This is a genomic window from Frankia gtarii (assembly GCF_025403375.1).
Taxonomy (GTDB): domain Bacteria; phylum Actinomycetota; class Actinomycetes; order Frankiales; family Frankiaceae; genus Frankia; species Frankia gtarii.
The window spans coordinates 31,744-49,090 of the sequence record NZ_JAMPTM010000018.1 but is presented as its reverse complement, the minus strand read 5'-3'; the positions used below and the strand labels follow the sequence as shown (position 1 = coordinate 49,090).

Annotated in this window: 17 protein-coding genes and 1 pseudogene; 10 read left to right on the top strand and 8 right to left on the bottom strand. The window is 71.2% G+C overall.

Annotated features, from left to right (window positions below):
* Nucleotides 1-264: pseudogene (locus tag NBZ83_RS05400) on the bottom strand (hydrolase); the annotation flags it as partial.
* Nucleotides 265-318: 54 nt separating this feature from the next.
* Here NBZ83_RS05400 and NBZ83_RS05395 point away from each other — a divergent pair.
* From NBZ83_RS05395 to NBZ83_RS05380, 4 genes are all read left to right on the top strand, one after another.
* A complete protein-coding gene (locus NBZ83_RS05395; RefSeq protein ID WP_261565240.1) occupies nt 319-1,371 on the top strand; it encodes an agmatine deiminase family protein in 1,053 nt (350 codons plus the stop codon).
* A 79-nt stretch (nt 1,372-1,450) separates the two neighbouring features.
* Nucleotides 1,451-2,413, top strand: coding sequence for a metal ABC transporter substrate-binding protein (locus NBZ83_RS05390; RefSeq protein ID WP_261574454.1), 963 nt, complete (start codon nt 1,451-1,453; stop codon nt 2,411-2,413).
* A 65-nt stretch (nt 2,414-2,478) separates the two neighbouring features.
* Nucleotides 2,479-3,927 carry an MATE family efflux transporter gene (locus tag NBZ83_RS05385; protein WP_261574453.1) on the top strand — a complete coding sequence of 483 codons (1,449 nt, stop codon included), beginning with the start codon at nt 2,479-2,481 and terminating at the stop codon, nt 3,925-3,927.
* Between the two features lie 201 nt (nt 3,928-4,128).
* The gene (locus NBZ83_RS05380; protein ID WP_261565180.1) at nt 4,129-4,929 is read left to right on the top strand and encodes an SDR family oxidoreductase; all 801 of its coding nucleotides are present in this window, start codon (nt 4,129-4,131) and stop codon (nt 4,927-4,929) included.
* A gap of 58 nt (nt 4,930-4,987) precedes the next feature.
* On the opposite strand, the gene NBZ83_RS05375 is transcribed toward NBZ83_RS05380, so the two are convergent.
* Nucleotides 4,988-5,836, bottom strand: a complete 849-nt coding sequence (locus NBZ83_RS05375) for a dioxygenase family protein (protein ID WP_261565179.1) — start codon at nt 5,834-5,836, stop codon at nt 4,988-4,990.
* Nucleotides 5,837-5,986: 150 nt separating this feature from the next.
* On the opposite strand from NBZ83_RS05375, the gene NBZ83_RS05370 reads away from it, so the two are divergent.
* On the top strand, nt 5,987-6,259 hold the full coding sequence (locus NBZ83_RS05370; protein WP_261565178.1) for a type II toxin-antitoxin system HicB family antitoxin: 273 nt from the start codon (nt 5,987-5,989) through the stop codon (nt 6,257-6,259).
* A 62-nt stretch (nt 6,260-6,321) separates the two neighbouring features.
* The gene (locus NBZ83_RS05365) at nt 6,322-6,567 is read left to right on the top strand and encodes a MazF family transcriptional regulator (RefSeq protein WP_261565177.1); all 246 of its coding nucleotides are present in this window, start codon (nt 6,322-6,324) and stop codon (nt 6,565-6,567) included.
* Between the two features lie 11 nt (nt 6,568-6,578).
* Here NBZ83_RS05365 and NBZ83_RS05360 read toward each other — a convergent pair whose 3' ends face one another.
* The 6 genes from NBZ83_RS05360 to NBZ83_RS05335 all read right to left on the bottom strand — a co-directional run bounded on the left by NBZ83_RS05360 (nt 6,579) and on the right by NBZ83_RS05335 (nt 13,926).
* Nucleotides 6,579-7,502: a hypothetical protein gene (locus NBZ83_RS05360; protein ID WP_261574452.1), complete on the bottom strand. Its 924-nt coding sequence runs from the start codon at nt 7,500-7,502 to the stop codon at nt 6,579-6,581.
* A gap of 25 nt (nt 7,503-7,527) precedes the next feature.
* Entirely contained in the window at nt 7,528-10,887 is a 3,360-nt protein-coding gene (locus tag NBZ83_RS05355) for an NAD-glutamate dehydrogenase domain-containing protein (protein WP_261565175.1), read from the bottom strand.
* Between the two features lie 85 nt (nt 10,888-10,972).
* Complete coding sequence (locus tag NBZ83_RS05350; protein WP_261565174.1) at nt 10,973-11,707, bottom strand: SDR family NAD(P)-dependent oxidoreductase; 735 nt, start codon at nt 11,705-11,707, stop codon at nt 10,973-10,975.
* A 142-nt stretch (nt 11,708-11,849) separates the two neighbouring features.
* Nucleotides 11,850-12,464 carry a methylated-DNA--[protein]-cysteine S-methyltransferase gene (locus NBZ83_RS05345; protein WP_261565173.1) on the bottom strand — a complete coding sequence of 205 codons (615 nt, stop codon included), beginning with the start codon at nt 12,462-12,464 and terminating at the stop codon, nt 11,850-11,852.
* Nucleotides 12,461-12,949 (bottom strand): RNA polymerase sigma factor, encoded by a 489-nt coding sequence (locus tag NBZ83_RS05340; protein ID WP_261565172.1) that lies wholly within the window; start codon nt 12,947-12,949, stop codon nt 12,461-12,463. Before NBZ83_RS05340 ends, NBZ83_RS05345 begins: the two co-directional genes overlap by 4 nt.
* A gap of 170 nt (nt 12,950-13,119) precedes the next feature.
* Nucleotides 13,120-13,926 (bottom strand): SAM-dependent methyltransferase, encoded by an 807-nt coding sequence (locus NBZ83_RS05335; RefSeq protein ID WP_261565239.1) that lies wholly within the window; start codon nt 13,924-13,926, stop codon nt 13,120-13,122.
* Between the two features lie 308 nt (nt 13,927-14,234).
* Between NBZ83_RS05335 and NBZ83_RS05330 the strand changes: the two genes are divergently transcribed.
* The 4 genes from NBZ83_RS05330 to NBZ83_RS05315 all read left to right on the top strand — a co-directional run bounded on the left by NBZ83_RS05330 (nt 14,235) and on the right by NBZ83_RS05315 (nt 17,254).
* Complete coding sequence (locus tag NBZ83_RS05330; RefSeq protein WP_261565171.1) at nt 14,235-14,402, top strand: imine reductase family protein; 168 nt, start codon at nt 14,235-14,237, stop codon at nt 14,400-14,402.
* Nucleotides 14,399-14,617, top strand: coding sequence for an NAD(P)-binding domain-containing protein (locus NBZ83_RS05325; protein ID WP_261574451.1), 219 nt, complete (start codon nt 14,399-14,401; stop codon nt 14,615-14,617). Before NBZ83_RS05330 ends, NBZ83_RS05325 begins: the two co-directional genes overlap by 4 nt.
* A gap of 171 nt (nt 14,618-14,788) precedes the next feature.
* Nucleotides 14,789-15,307 (top strand): imine reductase family protein, encoded by a 519-nt coding sequence (locus tag NBZ83_RS05320; protein WP_261574450.1) that lies wholly within the window; start codon nt 14,789-14,791, stop codon nt 15,305-15,307.
* Nucleotides 15,308-16,120: 813 nt separating this feature from the next.
* The gene (locus tag NBZ83_RS05315) at nt 16,121-17,254 is read left to right on the top strand and encodes a substrate-binding domain-containing protein (protein WP_261574456.1); all 1,134 of its coding nucleotides are present in this window, start codon (nt 16,121-16,123) and stop codon (nt 17,252-17,254) included.
* The last annotated feature ends 93 nt before the right edge of the window (nt 17,255-17,347 follow it).

The following is a 17,347-nucleotide window of genomic DNA, read 5'->3' as shown; positions in this document are numbered from 1 at the left end:
GTCACTCCCCGCCGGGTCGCCCCCCGCCGGCTGGCCGACCGGCGGCACGTCGGCGAAGTAGCGCGACAGCGTCAGTTCCTGAAAGCAGACGAGCTGGGCGCCGAGCTCGGCCGCGGCGAGCGCGCCGGCCCGCAGCGCGGCGGCGTGCTCCGCCGGGTCGGGATGCCAGCGGTGCTGCACCGCCCCGATCCGCAACGGCGCGCGCGTCGGCGGCGCCACCCGGGCCGGCGAGGCGGGCGTCCCGATGCTGGTGATCGTCAGCATGCCCCGATGCTCTCACGGCCGCATCGACCGGTGGCGAGCATCGGGCCTGCGATGATGACCCGCGTGCCCGCCGTTCCCGCCGCTCGCCGGATGCCGGCCGAATGGGAGCCGCATACCCGGACCTGGATGGCGTTCCCACCCCCGAACGACACCTTCGGCGCGCAAGGCTCCCCCGGCCTCGCCGCGGCCCGCTCCGCCTGGGCCCGGGTGGCGGCGACGATCAGCCGCCACGAGCCGGTCACCCTGCTCGCCGGCCCGGGCCAGGGCACGACCGCGGCCCGGCTGGTCCCGCCCGCCGTGACGGTGATCGAGATCGACCTGGACGACGCCTGGGTACGCGACAGCGGCCCGACGTTCACGATCGACGACGACCGGCGCCTCGGCGCCGTCGACTGGATCTTCAACGGCTGGGGCGCCCAGCAGTGGGCGAGCTGGGCCGCGGACCGACTGCTGGCCACGGCCGTCGCCGAACAGGCCGGCGCGGCGGTGCGCCACTCGGCGCTGACGAACGAGGGCGGCGGGATCGCCGTCGACGGCGCCGGCACCGTGCTGCTGACCGAGACGGTCCAGCTCGACCCGCACCGCAACCCCGGCTGGGACCGCGCCCGGGTGGAGGCGGAGCTGCATGCCCAGCTCGGCACGACCAGGGCGATCTGGCTGCCGCGGGGGGTGGCCCGCGACTACGACCGATTCGGCACCCGTGGGCACGTTGACGTCGTCGCCGCGTTCGTCCGCCCCGGCCTCGTCGCCGTGCACAGCCAGCCCGACCCGGCTCACCCCGACCACGCGACGACCCGGGAGCTGGCCGCGCTGCTGCGGGCGAGCCGTGACGCCGCCGGCCGCCCGCTGGAGGTCGTCCAGATCGCGGCGCCGACCGTGCTGGAGGTCGACGGGGGGCCGGCCGGCTACTCCTACCTCAACTACTACGTCGCCAACGGTCTGGTCGTCGCCGGCGTCTTCGACGACCCCCGCGACGCCGACGCCCTTGACCTGCTCGCCCGGCTGTATCCCACCCGCCGGATCGAACCGGTGGACGCCCGAGTGATCTTCGGTCACGGCGGTGGCGTGCACTGCATCACCCAGCAGCAGCCCGCGCTCATCCACTGACCGTCGTCGAGCGACTTATTGACATCCGTTTTCAGAATCGTTTTCATCAGGGGCGTCCGCTCTGCGAAGTGAGGATCCCTTGCCCCACGCCACCCTCTCCCTGCCCACCCGGATCGCGGCCGGCGGCGCCGGCCTGGCGCTGCTCGCCGCGGTCCTCGCCGGCTGCGGCTCGTCCTCCGACGCCGATGCCGCGGCCGCGGCCGCCGACAAGCGGCTGCCGGTCGTCGCGACGACGAGCCAGACCGCCGACTTCACCCGGGTCCTCGGCGGCGACCGGGTCCGCGTCGCCCAGCTGCTGAAGCCGAACGTCGACCCGCACGACTACGAGCCCACCCCGGCCGACCTCGAGGCGGTCGGTGACGCCCGGGTGCTGGTCGAGAACGGCGTCGGGCTGGAGAGCTGGCTTGACGACGCCGTCGGCGCCGCCGGCTTCGACGGGGTCCGGGTCGACGCCAGCCGCGGCGTGACCATCCGCTCCGGCAACGGGGACGAAGAGGAGAAGTCCGGCGACCCGCACATCTGGCACAACCCGCTCAACGCCAAGATCATGGTCGCGGACATCGAGCGCGGGCTGGCCCAAGCCGACCCGGCGAACGCCGGCTACTTCCACGCCAACCGGATCGCCTACGACACCAGGCTCGACGCCCTCGACGGCGACATCCGCCGTCAGATCGCCACCATCGCGCCCGCCGACCGCAAGCTGGTCACCAACCACGACGCCTTCGGCTACTACATCGACCACTACGGTCTCACCTTCGTCGGCTCGATCATCCCGAGCTTCGACACCGCCGCGGAGCTGTCCGGCAGGAATATCAGGAACATCGTCGACAGGATTCGGAAGACGGGCACCAAGGCCGTCTTCTCCGAGTCCTCGCTGCCGCCGCGGACCGCGCGGACCATCGCGGACGAGGCCGGCGTGCGGGTCGAAGCCGGCGAGGACTCGTTGTACGGCGACACCCTCGGCCCCGCGGGTTCCGACGGCGCCACCTATCTGCAGATGGAGGAGCACAACACCCACACGATCGTGGCCGCGCTGCGCTGAGGCGCCGACGTGCACGCCCGCTTACCCAAAGATGACAGTTACGTCACGGTAGAGTCGGCACCGGCATGGGCGCAGCCGCGCTGACGGATCGGACGAGGCCGGGGGCCCGACTCGACGTGGATGAGGACCTGAGGCTCGGCGCGGACCACGCGACCGGCGCGGGCGAGGCGGTGCCACAACCACGGCACCCCGATGACCGCCCGATCCGGCTCGGCGACGACGTCGCCTACCGGGATCTGGCTCACGAGGACCCCTCGCCGCAGCCCGCGGCCGCGCCGTCGCGGTCACGCAGCCGGATCAACGCGCTGTGGACGGTCGGCGACCAGGTGGTGTCGAGTGGCACCAACGCGGCGATCAACTTCATCATCGCCCGCCGGGTGGACTCGAGCGAATTCGGCGCGTTCGCGATCGCCTACACGATCTTCGCGATGGTCGTCGGGTTGTCCCGGGCGGCCGGGACTGCGCCGCTGGGGATCAGCTACGCCGATGTCCCGGCGTCGACGTTCCGCTCGGCGGTACGGGCCGCGGCCGGCACGGCGCTGGCGCTCGGCGCCGCCGTCGGCGTGGTCCTGGTCCTCATCGGCGCCGCACTGCGCGGCACGGTGGGGCTGAACCTGGTCGCGATGGGCGTCGTCATGCCGGCGCTGCTGGTGCAGGACGCCTGGCGCTACGCCTCGTTCGCCCAGGGCCGTCCGCTACTCGCCGTCGGCAACGACCTCGTCTGGGCGGCGGGGCTCGCGGTCGGCGTCGGCCTGCTCGCCGCCGGTTCGGCCACCGGCGACGGCGCCGCGTCACTGGTCCTGGTCTGGGGTGCGGCGGCGGCTCTCGCCGCGTTCGTCGGCGTGGCGCAGCACCAGGCCTGGCCCGACCCGAAGCGGGCGCTGGCGTGGTTCACCGGGCACCGCGAGACGACCGGCTTCATGACCGCGGAGTTCATCTCGCTGCAGGGCGCCCAGCAGACGTCCACTCTGATCATCGGGGCAGTCGGCTCCACCTCGCTCGTCGGCGCCCTGCGTGGGTTGCAGACCCTGCTGGCCCCCACGACGAACCTGGCCGTCGCGTTGATGAGCTTCGCCATCCCCGAGTTCGCGCGGCGTAAGCACATGCCGCCCAGCCGGGTCATCCGCGGCGCCTACCTGGTCTCCGGGCTCGTGGTCGTCTCCAGCACGCTGTGGGGACTGGCGTTCATGCTGCTGCCCGCGGACTTCGGCGCGGCCCTGCTCGGCGACACCTGGGGCCAGACCCACGATCTGCTGCTGCTCGCCGTGATCGCGCAGGTGGGCCCGGGGCTCGCGGTCGGCCCGGCCGCGGTGCTCTACGCCTTCGGCAAGACCCGGCTCACCTTCTGGATCAACCTGTTCTTCGTGCCGTTCCTGCTCGCCTGCCCCGTCACGGGCCTTTTCGTCGGTGGCGCCAAGGGAGTCGTCGTCGGCAACATCATCGTGTTCTGGGCGACGATCCCGCCCTGGCTGTACCACCTGCACCGCCAGGTCCGCACCGCCGCGCCGCGCTGACGCCACCGGGGGCGGTGCCGCGGCCCACGACCTGCCGCCCCGAGGCGCCAACCGAACCTCTCGTCACTCCATGACTATGGATGACTCCGTCGGGCAGACATGGAGTAGCCGTCAAGGCCGACACCCGGGAGTAATCGCCCTTTACGTAACTGTAAGGTGGCCACGTCGCGGAACGGTGAGAACGAAGGGGTTGACCTGGCGATGGGAGCAGACGGGCGGACCGCTCTGCGGGCCAGGGAGTCCCGCTCGGCGGCGGCGGCGTTGGCCGGCCGCGGCGCGCTCGTCACCGGTGCCTCCAGCGGCATCGGGCGGGCCGTCGCCCTGCGGCTCGCCGAGGCAGGCGCGTCCGTCCTGGCCACCGGGCGCAACCACGACTCGCTCGCGCGGCTGGCGAAGGAGGCCGACGAGCTTGACCTCAACGTCCACCACCAGGCCGCGGACATCACCCGGTCGGCCGACCGGGCGTTCCTCGTCCATGCGGCCCGCGGAAAGCTGCCGAACCTCGCAATCGTGGTGCACTCGGCCGGGCTCTACCACCGCGGCCCCATCGCCGAGACCTCCCTGGCCGAGCTGGACCGCCTGCTCGACGTGACCGTCCGCGCCTCCTACGCGCTGACCCGGACGCTGCTGCCCGACCTGATCGCGGCGACCGGTGACGTGGTGTTCATCAACTCCACCCAGGGCCTCACCGCCGGCCCCGAGGTCGGCGCGTACGCGGCCGCGAAGCAGGCGCTGCGGGCCGTCGCCGACAGCCTGCGCGCCGAGGTGGCCGCCGACGGCGTGCGGGTGTGCAGCGTGTTCCCCGGCCGCACGGCCACTCCGATGCAGCAGCAGATCTTCGCCGCGGAGGGCCGCCGGTGGAGCGCCGACGACCTCGTCGACCCGGACGACATCGCGGTCGCGGTGACCACCGCGGTCACCCTGCCGCCCCGCACCACCGTGACCGAGATGGTGGTGCGCCCCACCCGCCGCCTCGACCCGCCCCCGCGACCGGTCTGCTGACCATCACCCCTGCTGGGCGCATCTTCTGGGCGGTGCCACTCCCGGCGCCCGCCGCTGATCAGGCCGGAACGTCGGCCGTCGCCGCCGCACCGAACTGGACCGAGCGCATCGAGTTGCCGTACCAGAAGCCGTGGTGCGGGAAGATCACCGGCCCGGGGGTGTCGAGGGCGGCGCCCAGGGCCACGAACAGCGGGACGAAGTGTTCCTGGCTCGGCAGGGCCCGGCGCACCCCGGGCGCGCGGTCGCGGTAGTGGACCAGGGCGTCGAGGTCGCCGCGGCCGAGCGCGTCGGCCACCCAGGCGTCGAAGGCGGCCACGTCCGGGTGGGGGCTGCTGTCCGGGTTCGACAGGTCGGCGTGGCCGGTGGAGTGGGTGAGCAGGCCGGTGGCGAAGATCAGCACACCGTCGTCGCGCAGCGGCGCCAGCCGCCGGCCGAGCTCCAGCAGACCCACCGGATCCTGCGTGGGCAGGGAGATCTGCAGCACGGGAACGTCCGCGTCCGGGTACATGTAGATCAGCGGGATGAAGGCCCCGTGGTCGAGCCCGCGGTCGGGCTGCGCGACGAGGGGCTGGCCGGGCCCGAGCAGGCGGGCGACGTCGGCGACGAGGCCGGGGGCTCCGGGAGCCGGGAAGCTCAGCCGGTAGAAGCGCTCGGGGAAGCCGTAGAAGTCGTAGTACAGCGGGACGGGCGTGGTCGTCGCCCCGTACGCGATCGGGTTCTGCTCCCAGTGCGCGGAGATCACCAGGATCGCCCGGGGACGCGGCAACGCCCGGCCCCACGCGGCGAGCTCGGCGGTCCAGTGCGGATGGTCGATCAGCGGCGGGGCGCCCTGGGTGGCGTAGATCGCGGGCATGCGCACACCGCCGGCGGCGGATTCGAGCGGGGAGGAAGCAGACGCGGTCGACACTGGCTCGTGCTCCTTGTCGTCGTGCAATGGACCTTCAGGGTCGTCATGAAACGGACTTTCAGCGTACGGAGGCATGCCACGGCTGGTCGGCGAACTGTCACGTGTTCCCCATCGCTCGTATGCCACGAACTGACAGCAGATCTTGCTAGCATGAGCCGCATGACCACTCGGACGATCACGCTACGGCTCTCGGCCGAGGCCTACGAGTCGGTCCGGCGCCACGCCGAGGCCGACCACATCTCGATGAACGCCTGGATCGAGGGCGTGCTCGACGGCGAGGACATGCGCCGACGTTGCGCCGCGCACGGGGCCTGGATCCGGGCCAACCCGGCCGTGGCGCAGGCGGCCCTGGCCTTCGGGGAGGCCAACCAGCAGGCCCTCGCAGCCACCGGACATCCCACCCTGACCGACACCACCCCGTGAGACCACCGCGGCGCGGGGAGCTCTGGACTGCGAACACCGGACCGACGCCCCAGGCCGTGCTCGTGCTCAGTTCCACCGTCTACAACGAGATCGTCGACGAGCCGACCGTGCTGGTTGCCCTGGTCGTGGAGCACGCGACCAGCGAAGGGTTCTGCGTCGATCTCGGCGGCGGCCTGTGGGCCGTGATGGGCCTGGTCACGTTCGTGGCGAAAGCCAGCCTCGTCACCTGTCTGCGCTCAGTCGACACCCAGGCGCTGACCAGCGCCAACACCATGCTGTTCAAGATCCTGGCCACGCCCGAACGCTGAGGCGGCCACCCTCAACATCGCTCGGCCGGGGTCGGGTCCGGGGTCGGGTCCGTTTGGACGGCCGAACCCACCGCGTCCGACGGGGGCGGTGTGGTCACCGCGTCGGGCTCGACCCGGCTGTGGGCGGCGAGCCAGGCCGCCGCGAGGACCGTGAGCACGAAACCCGTCGTCGCGATCCCACCGCTGCCGGACCTGGCGTGGTCGCCCAGCAGGGTCAGCCCGATGATCGCGGGAACGACGGTCTCCGCCGTCGCCTGCCCCGCCATGGCGATCGTGACCGAGCCCCGCTGCAGGGCCGCCGCGAACGCGACCATGCCGACCACCCCGTAGATCAGCAGCGCCCAGGAGAGGGGATCGGCGACGACCTCGACGAGGGTGTGGTCGGCCTCCAACGCACGAGCGCACAGCGCCGTCCCGCCGAACGCCAGGCCGGACAGGCCGCCGAGGGCAAGGACGGCGCGCCCCTCGGACAGCGCCCGGCCGGCCCAGAAACAGCCCAGGGCCGTCGGCAGGATGCCGAGCGCGATCAGGACGGCGGCCGTCGACCCCACCGGTCGCGGTTTTCCCGGCGCGGCGGTGGCCGCGAGCAGCACCACTCCGAGCCCGAGTACGACCAGGGCAGCCGCCTGGGCCCGGTCCAACCGAACCCGCAGGAAGATCCTCGCCAGCACCGCCGTCACGCCGACGCTGGCCACCAGGATCGCCTGGACGGCGAACAACGGCAGGGAACGCACCGCGACCAGCGAGAGCACCCAGCCGACCAGGTCCAGCCCCATCCCGACGAGGTAGGGAACCTGCACCGCAAGCCGCACCAGCAGGCGGGGATCCAGGGCGCCGGCGGTCGTCGCGGTCCGGCGGGCGCCGATGCTCTGCAGGATCGAACCGACGCCATAGCAGACGGCGCATGCGAAAGCCGACAGATACGCCACGAGCACCCACTCAGCCTAGGGCGCGCTCCTGTCAGGGGACGAGGTCCGCCAGGTCGTCGAGCCGGAGCACGACCGCGGCCACCATGGCACTGGTGACCTCCGGCGCCTCCACCACCTCGTCCACCACCGCGCGGACCCGGCTGACGCCACCGCTGCGGGCGGCCCGCCTGACCGCCGTGTCCAGATCGCCACCCGCCCTCGCCAGCAGCGCCTCGACCAGCCGGGCATGGCTGCTGGCAAGCTTCGACCGCAGCGACGCCTTCGCCATCGTCTCCCAGTAGGAGTCCCCGGGTCGGTCGACGATACGGGTGGTCAGCCGGCCCAGCCCGAGCCGAACGCCGAGGTCGAAGTACTCGGTCAGCACCTCGGTCACCGCGATGTCGTGCTGCAGCGCCACGTCGACGATGTCGAGGGCGTTGACCATCGCCTTCAGCCTCGCGACCTGCTCCGCCGCGCGCAGCGGCAGGCCGGCGCCGAGCAGCCGACGCCGCACGGTCTCGATGGCGTCGAGTTCCTCCCGGGCGCCCAGGCTGCGCAGCGTCTCCGGCAGCGCCATCGCCACCTCGCTGACGCCGTCGTAGTACCGCATGGTCTCGGCGGTCAGGTCCAGCGGCCTCGGCCGCCGCCGCAACAGCCACTGGGCCGCGTACTCCTGCAGCGTGCGACACCGCAGCAGTGCCTCGACGGCGGCGTCGACCCGGTCGCCGCCGGGCACGTCGCCACGGCGGCGGGCCCGGCATGGCGTTCCCGCGGCCGGCTGGTGATGGCCGTCGACCGCCTCCCAGACCCAGGCCAGCCCGAACAGGTCCCGGGTGATGAGGAAGGCACGGACACCGTCAACCGGCGGCGCACCGGTCAGTTCCTCCAGCCGGAACAGGAAGCCGGCGCCGACCCGGTCGACGAGGTCGTTGGCGAGCTGGGATGCGGCGATCGCCCGCCACAGCGGATGCCGGTCGAACCGTGGGCCGATCAGGGGACGGAGCGTGGCCGGCAGGTAGGCGTCCAGCGTCTCGGCGGTCGCCGGCTCGGCCAGCAGGTCCGACCCGACGAGCTCGCCGAAGACCTCGCGTTTGCCGTAGGCGTGCAGGATCGCGATCTCGGGACGGGTCAGCACCGGGCCCCTGCCCATCCGCGCGCGCATCACCTCCTGGTCCGGGACGGGGTCGACGGACGGGTCGAGGATGCCCGCGGAGACGAGGTGACCGGTGAGCCGAGCCATGCCCTCGACCGACACGGCGGCCTGCCGTTCGGAGACGCTCAGCGACAGCACCTGCCGGGCAGAGTCGGCGAGGACCAGCTGCACGACCTCGCCCGTGGCCGCCGCCAGCAGATCGTCGCGCCCGGACGGGTCCACCGGAGCAGTGCCCGGCGAGCTCCCACCGATCGGACCAGGCACGCGGCCGGCGGCAGCAAGACCGATCTTGAGGTTCACCTCGCGGTCCGAGCAGTCGACGCCGGCCGAGTTGTCGATGAAGTCGGTGTTGCATCGGCCGCCCGCCAGGCAGTACTCGACCCTGGCCGCCTCCGTCAGGCCGAGGTTGCCCCCCTCGGCCACGACTCTCGCACGCAGTTCGGACGCGTCGACCCGGCAGCGGTCGCGTGCCTTGTCGCCGACCGCGTGGTGGTCCTCGCGCGATGCCTTGACCCAGGTGCCGATCCCGCCGTTCCACAGCAGGTCGACCGGCGCCCGCAGGATCGACCGGATCAGCTCGTCCACGGTCAGGCTTTCGGCGTCCACCCGCAGCCGGGCACGGATCTGCGGGGACAGCGGGACCCGTCGGGCCGACAGCGGAAACACGCCGCCACCGGCGGACAGCGCCGACCGCTCGTAGTCGTCCCAGCTGCTGGTGGGCAGCGCCGCAAGCCGCCGCCGCTCCGTATACGAGCGGTCCGGGTCGGGGTCGGGGTCGAGGAAGAGGTGCCGGTGGTCGAACGCGGCGACGAGGCGCAGCTGGTCCGACTGCAGCAGCCCGTTGCCGAACACGTCCCCCGACATGTCCCCGATCCCGACGACGGTGATCGGTTCAGCGTCGGCGTCCACCCCCAGCTCGGCAAAGTGGCGCCGCACCGACTCCCAGACGCCCCGGGCGGTGATCCCCAGCGCCTTGTGGTCGTAGCCGGTCCGGCCGCCGGAGGCGAAGGCGTCGCCGAGCCAGTAGCCGGACTCGACGGCGATCGCGTTCGCCAGGTCGGAGAACCGGGCCGTGCCCTTGTCCGCCGCGACGACGAGATAGCTGTCCTCGCCGTCGTGACACACCAGTCCGGGCCGGCGGACGGTGGCCCCGTCGACCCGGTTGTCGGTCAGTGCCAGCAACGCGCGGATGAAGGCCGCGTAGCAGGCGCGGCCCTCAGCCTCCCGCCGCCGCGGGTCGTCCGGGGGGTGCCGCAGGACATAGCCGCCCTTGGCGCCGTCGGGCACGATCAGCGCGTTCTTGACCCGCTGTGCCTTCATCAGCCCGGCGATCTCGGCACGCAGGTCCTCAGTACGGTCGGACCAGCGGATCCCGCCGCGGGCGACCAGCCCGGCGCGCAGGTGCAGGGCGTCGAAGCGCGCCGTACTCACGAAGACCTCGGCCGCGGGAAGGGGACGCGGCAACCATCGCAGCCGGCCTGGGTCGAGCTTCACCGCGAGCGCCTCGCCCGGCAGGTAGTAGGTGGTGCGCACGACGGCGAGGACGACGTCGCGCAGGCGGGTGAGCAGCAGGTCCTCATCGACGCCGGCGACCGTGTCCAGGTCGCGGTCAAGGCTGGCCGCCAAGTCCGCGGCGCCGTCCGGGTCTTCGGCACCGGGACGCATCCGAGCGTGGAACAGCGCGACGAGGTCCCGCGCGAAGGACGCGCGCGCGGTCAGCATCCGATGCCCGTACGCCTCGCTCAGCGGCAGCCCGGCGTGCAGCAGGTACCGCAGCAGGGCGCGCAGCAGCGCAACCTCGCCGGCGGCCAGCCCCGCGGTCAGCACCAGCCGGTCGAGTGGGTCGCTGTCCGCCCGCCCCACCCAGATTGCCCTCAGCGTCTCGCCCAGCTCGCCGACCTGCGCCAACGCCTGGGTGGCCAGCTCGGGGGGACCGAGAATCCGATACTCGTCGACGCTGACGGTTTCGCCGGTTACGCACCCGTCGCCCGGGCCGGCTGGCTCAAGAGGATGTTGGTTCTCTGCCCGCAGGCCGAGATTGGCGAGCATCGGGACGACGTCGGCCAGCGGCGGGCCGGCGCCGGGCCAGGCCAGCCACAGTGAAAGCGGGCAGCTGTCGTCGACCCGCCGTACCGCCAGCCCTGGCGCGCCCTGCGTGGCCAGGCCGGCACGCGCCTCGTCGGCCGCGGCAGGACGGCCCGAGGCAGGGTCACTGGCCGCTCTGGCCGCTCTGGCCACTGATCCGATCGAGGCGCTCATCGCATCTCCCTGGCGGCCACGGATCGACCACACGGATAACAACTCACTGCTACTGTGCCCAGCCACAGCGTGGTGATTCGCCCGTCTACCAGGCCACCGCGCCGTTCTGGTCGAAGAACGTTCCCGAGGCCGCGTCCGCCGGCAAGGTCGCGGCCCGGACGACGACCTCCGACGCCTGCTCCGCGGTCAGCGGCGCCTGCTCTCTGTTGATGGGCGTCAGGTCGGTCCGCACGAAACCGGGGCAGACAGAGACGACCTTGATGGAGGTGCCGGCGAGCTTCTTGGCCAGGGCGATCGTGACGCTGTTGAGCGCCGCCTTCGAGCTCTGGTATGCCGGCACGACCGTGGAGTAGTACGGCGATGCGGGACTGGCCTGGTCGTTGAGCGAACCCATCGTCGTGGAGACGTTGACGATCCGTCCGGCCGGGCTCTCGCGCAGCAGGGGCAGGAACGCCTCGGTGACCGCGACCGGGCCGAAGACGTTGGTGGCGTACGTGTCCTTGAACAACGCGAGGGAGGCGAACTCGTGCTGCTCACCGTCGGTGGCCTCGGGCAGGATTCCAGCGTTGTTGACCAGGATGTCCAGCCTGCCGTCCAGTGCCAGCACCCGGTTCGCGGCTGCCTCGACGCTGTCAGGCGACGTGACGTCGAGCGCCAGCCCCGCGGTGTCGTACCCGTTCGCCCTCAGATCGGCTGCGGCCCTGTCCGCCGAGGCCTGGTCGCGTGCGGTGACGATGACCCGACAGCCGAGGCGGCCGAGGGCCTGCGCGGTAGCGAAGCCCAGGCCGCGGCTGCTTCCCGTGACGAGTGCGACAGCCATGCGTGTCCAATCCGAGTGTCAGCACGCCGCCATGGCGTCGGCGGCGAGAGCGCCGGTGCGTCTCTCATCCGGAAGACGCCGGGACCGCCCAGAACGTGAGGTGCCGGTTGCGATCCGACGCTCCGGGGATGGCCCGCTGACCTCAGATCGCTCCTTCGAGCCGAAGGAGGGCCCGCTTGGCGTCGTCGCCCCCGACGTACCGGCCGATCCCGCCGTCACTGCGCACCACGCGATGGCATGGCACGACGATGGGCAGCGGATTCGTCGCGCAGGCCGTGCCGACGGCCCGGACCGCGCGCGGGCTTCCGGCCAGCGCGGCCACCGCCGCGTAGCTCGCCGTGCTGCCGTAGGGGATCTCCCGTAGGTGCTCCAACACCGTGAGCCGGAATCTGGACGCGAGTCGCAGGTCGAGATCCACCTCGAAGCCGGACCGGGCCCGGGAGAAATAGTCGTCGAGCTGCCCGGCAACGGTGTCGAGCCGCCCACCTGCCTTCAGGATGCGGGGGCTGATCCGCTCGGCCAGGGTCGCGAGGACGGTGTCGTGGCCCTCCACCTCGTACGCCACCCGCACCAGCCCCCGGCGGGTCGCGGCGAGCAGGAGCCGCCCGACCGGCGCGTCCACGGTGCGGTACACCACGTCGAGCAGGCTCTCCCGCTCCGCCTCGGCCACCAGCCGCAGGCGCAGCCGGCCCAGGTCCACCTCAGCGCCGGACAGGGTGGCGAAAGGGCCCGGTTCCGGAAAGTCCTGACCAGTCATCTCGGCCCTTTCTCCCGCGCCGAAGGCGCGAGCATGTTCCGGAGCGACGCGATGCCGTCGGCACCGGCTCGCCGCGCGGACGCCGGGTTGCCGCCGAGGAGCCGGGCGACCTCGGGGTAGGGAAGTCCGGCCAGGTAGTGGTAAGCGACGGTCTCCCGTTGTTTCCGGGGCAGTCGCCTCAGGGCGTCCCACAGGTCCAGGCCGGCGTCGGGTTCCTCCCACCTGATCGACTCCGGCAGACGCTCCGTCGGCGCCGGACGCCGTGACTGGGCGCGAAGCTGGTCGATCGCCTTGTTCCGGGCGATCGTCACCAGCCACGCCTCGACGTTGCTGTCCGGCGCCAGCTGAGGGTAGGCCCGCAGCGCGGCGAGAAACGTCTCTGACCAGGCGTCCTCGGCCAGCGTCGGCCCGACAACGGCCCAGCAGACCCGCAGCACCATCGGCCCGTAGCGTTCGACGACGACCTCGAACGGTTCTCGCCCCATGCCAGAAGAACGCCGCACCCGGCCCAAGTGTGAGCCGACGACGCGATGCGCTGGTCGCGCAGATCTACCAGGTCGGCGATGTTCACACCGGAGTGATCGAGGCCGCGGCCCCCTTCCCCGTGAAGATCAACCTCGCCTGGCTGCGGCGGAATGTCAGCGCGACGGGACGGCTACGACTTTCGGCCGACTCCGCCGAAGATGTGCAGCGGCTGCGGCGCCGGCCCGGCCGCCGGCCGCCAGAGGGGGGTCGAGACCACACCGGGCTCGGCGAGTTCGAGACCGTCGAAGAAGGACGCGACCTGCTCGGGGGTGCGCAGGTTGTAGGGGTGCCCGTCAGCCTGGGTGATCTCGATGGCCTTGTCCACGTCCTCGCCGTGGGTGCCGTCGTTGAGAGCGAGGTAGCTTCCCGGCCGCACCCTGTCGAGCAACCGCTTCACGATCGCACTCGCCTCGTCGTTGTCGGCGACGTTCCCGACGATCCCGAACATCACGAGAGCGATCGGCTGGGTGAAGTCCAGCAGCTCGGCGGCCTCCGCGAGAATCGTGTCGGGGTCGCGCACATCGGCGTCGACGTAGGCGGTCGCACCGCCGGGTGCGCTGGTCAGCAGCGCGCGGGCGTGCACCAGCACCAGCGGGTCGTTGTCGACGTACACGATGCGGGAGTCCGGCGCGATCCGCTGCGCGACCTCATGGGTGTTGTCGGCGCTCGGCAGACCGGTGCCGATGTCCAGGAACTGGCGGATGCCCACCTCGCCGGCGAGGTAGGTGATCGCTCGGACGAGGAACTCCCGCTGCGCACGGGCGACGTGCACGATGTCCGGGTAGACCTCGAAGACCTTGTCTCCCAGCTCCCGGTCGGCGGGAAAGTTGTCCTTGCCCCCCAGCCAGTAGTTCCAGACCCGAGCGGAGTGCGGCACGCTCGTGTCCACCCGCGACCAGGCGCTCTGCGCCGGCTCGTCAGCACCCATATCGCCCATCATGTACCACTGGTCGCACACCGCAGCCAGGAGACCCGGTCGGCTCCCTGCCGGGAGCACCGGTGCGTCATGCGCGCCGCCCGGGGTTGATGGGGACTCCGCCCACACCGACCGCGAGTACGGGCACAGTCAGGCCGTGCAGGTGCCGACGTCGAACCGTTCGATGAGGAGGCGCAGGTCCTTAGCCGAGGTCTTGCTGTCGGGGGACCGATGCGGCCTCAGTGAAGCGCGACTGATGACGCGGATTCGAGCGCGTCCTCGGCGGCGAGCCCTACCCGTCAGCACAGGGGCGGGCCAGCGGAGCCTGGATGTTCACCGAAGCCGCGCTGGCCTCCCTCGTGACAGCCAGCCTCGACCAGGGCGTCAACGTCGAGGTGCTGCGGCCTGTCCTTGACATCGTCCGCCGGCAGATCGCCGCCGGGTACGGCCGACAGGGCACCGCCCGCATCGTCGAAGAGCTCAGGAGGGTCCGATGAGCGGCGAGGACGGTCTGTCTCCCGTGACGGTCATTGGCCTTGGCCCGATGGGTCGGACGATGGCCGCGACCCTGATGCGGTCCGGCCATCCGGTGACGGTATGGAACCGCACCCCCGGGCGCCCCCGACGACCTGGTCGCCGGGGGCGCCACGCTGACGCCCACGCCGACAGCCGCCGTTGCCGCCAGCGAGCTGACCATCCTCAGCCTCACTGACTACCAGGCGATGTACGACATCTTCGACCCGGCCACTGGGAGTTCGCCCCCTCCGGTGTGCTTGCCAGCAAGGTCCTGGTCAATCTCAGTTCGGACACACCCGATGCCTTCCGGGAGGCATCGGACTGGGCAGCCAGGCACGGAGCGAGCTTCGTGACAGGAGGCGTGATGGTGCCCGCTCCCACCGTGGGCGGCCCCGGGGCATACGTGTTCTACAGCGACCCCCGCGCGGTGTTCGACCTCCACGAACCGACGCTCAGGTCGATCGGTGAGCCGAGGTACCTCGGGCAGGACCCAGGCCTGCCCCAGCTCTTCTACCAGGCGCACCTCGACGTCTTCCTCACCGCCCTGTCGAGCCTGCTCCACGCCACCGCGCTCGTCACCGCGGCCGGTGTCCCGGCCGCCGATTTCCTACCCGGTGTGCTGAACACCCTCACCGACATCCCAACAATGATCGGAGACGGGCGGGACCTGGCCCGGCGCCTGGAGGCCGGCGAACACCCCGGCGATCTCGGTACAGCACGGATGATGGGCGCCACAGCGAACCACATCGTGTGGACGAGCGAGAAGGCCGGCATCGACCCACGGCTACCCAAAGCCGTCAAAGCACACTACGACCAGGCCATCGCCGCAGGCCGCGACACCGAGAACTGGACTGTTCTCTACGAGATACTCAAAGCTGGCGACTAAAAACCGCCCGGAACGGGCTTACATCAGGCCACGTAAGCTTGCGCACCTGTTGCAGGCCTCCGCATCGGCCCAGAAACGCAGCCTCGTCGACATCCTGGACGGGTTCCGACGGGTCCGAGAGTGGGGCGAGGAGCACGACCGGGCGCGCCGGGATCTTGCACGGCGGCGGCTCAGGCGACGTCGCGACGACGCTCGGCGTGGGTGAACGCGAGGAACTCGTCGAGCTCCTCGTCGGAGTCGGACCAGGACCAAGACCAGCCTATGGCAGCGCCTAGGTCGCGGGCTGTGACCGGCTGTAGTCCGCCGAAGCCGTCGCCTGATCGCGCACACCGGCAGACATCGGGCACCCAGCGTCTTCGGGGCCTTCTCCCACCTGCCGGGCCAGGCTGGCTACAACAAGCTACTACGGCCAGCGTTACCGCTGGTCAAGGGCATGATTGGGCTGGTGGCGGCGGACAGTAAATTCTGGTTCGACAACCACTGGATCAGCGATGCGACCACCGTGCCGTGCGGAATGTCGCGGCCGACAGTGCGGCACGTGGAGCTGGCCGGCTACGGCTACGGTTACTGCGCGTCGAACTCTCGATTCTGCCGGGGGTTGAAGCTGTACGGGGAATTGGCACCTCGTGCCATCCCACCCTCAGCGGTGTGGAATCCTGACGATGGGCGGAGACGGCCCGCCGTGATGTCAGGAGCATCGCAAGCCCGGCGTTCTCACCGTGGGTGCCCGCATCTTCCGCAGTGTTGAGGAGATCTGGACTGGTGCGAGTTTCAATATTTTGCCGCCGTTGGGCGGCGGGGTGCGCCGCGGTGCTGGCGTTCAGCCTGACCGCGTGTTCCGGCTCGTCCGGTGGGTCCGATGGGTCCGATGGGGTGAGCCCATCGGCCACGCGGTCCGCCGCCGAGTCGAGTTACGCGACGCCGCTGAAGGGAATCTGCCCGTCCACGGTCGTCATTCAGGCGAACTGGTGGCCTGGCCTTCCCGACGGATACCTGTACCAGCTTCTAGGCCCTAACCCGACGATCGACGTGAGCAAGAACCGAGTTGAGGGACCGCTGGGTGCTACCGGCGTGAGGCTCCAAGTGCGCGCCGGCGGGCCGGCGACGGGTTTCCAGCCGGTGACCTCGCTACTGGCTCAGGACGATAGCATCCTGGCCGGCTATGTGGGAACGGACGAGGCTGTGCAAGCCTCCGGGAAGCAGTCGCCGGTCGCCGTCTTCGCGCCCTACGAGAAGTCTCCGCTGGCGCTGATCTGGGGCAACCCGGCGTGGAACTTCACCAACGTCGCCGAGATCCGCCAGTCGGGCGCGACGGTGCTGGCCAGCGCGAGCGGGACGTCCTTTCCCGATGTCTTCGTCCGGGAGGGGTCGCTGACCAAGTCCCAGGTCGACACCTCCTACCAGGGGTCCCCGGACCGGTTCGTCGCCGCCGATGGCAAGATCGTGCAGCAGGCTTTCGTCACCAACGAGCCCTACCTGCTCCAGCACGACGTCAAGGCGTGGGGCAAGCCGGTGAAGCACCTACTTCTGCAGGACGAATACCCTGCGTACATCTCCGCGTTGGCCGTTCGGCCGGACAAGGTGTCGGCCCAGCGCGCCTGCCTGGCCAAGCTGGTGCCGCTGTTGCAGCGGGCGCAGCGGGACTACGTCGCTAATCCGGCGCCGGTGAACCAGCTCCTGCTGAAGGTCGTCAGTACGCTGCACACGGGCGGATTCACCCTCTCGTCGGGGCTGCTCGCGTACGGCAACGCCACCCAGAAGCAATTCGGGTTGATCGCTAACGGTAGTGACGGAGTGCTGGGCAGCTTCGACACGGCCCGGGTAGGGACGCTGATCGGCCGGCTGGTCCCGGTCTTCACTGCGAAGGGCAGTACGCCGAAGGCGGGGCTGGTTCCTTCGGACCTGGTGACCAACGAGTTCCTCGACAAGACGGTGGCGTTGAAGTAAGTGACGCCAGCGGCGATGGAAGAAGGGCGCCGTCCGGGGCGGAGCCGCCCCGGACGGTCCCTATGATGAGCATCGGGTTCTGACCACGCGGCG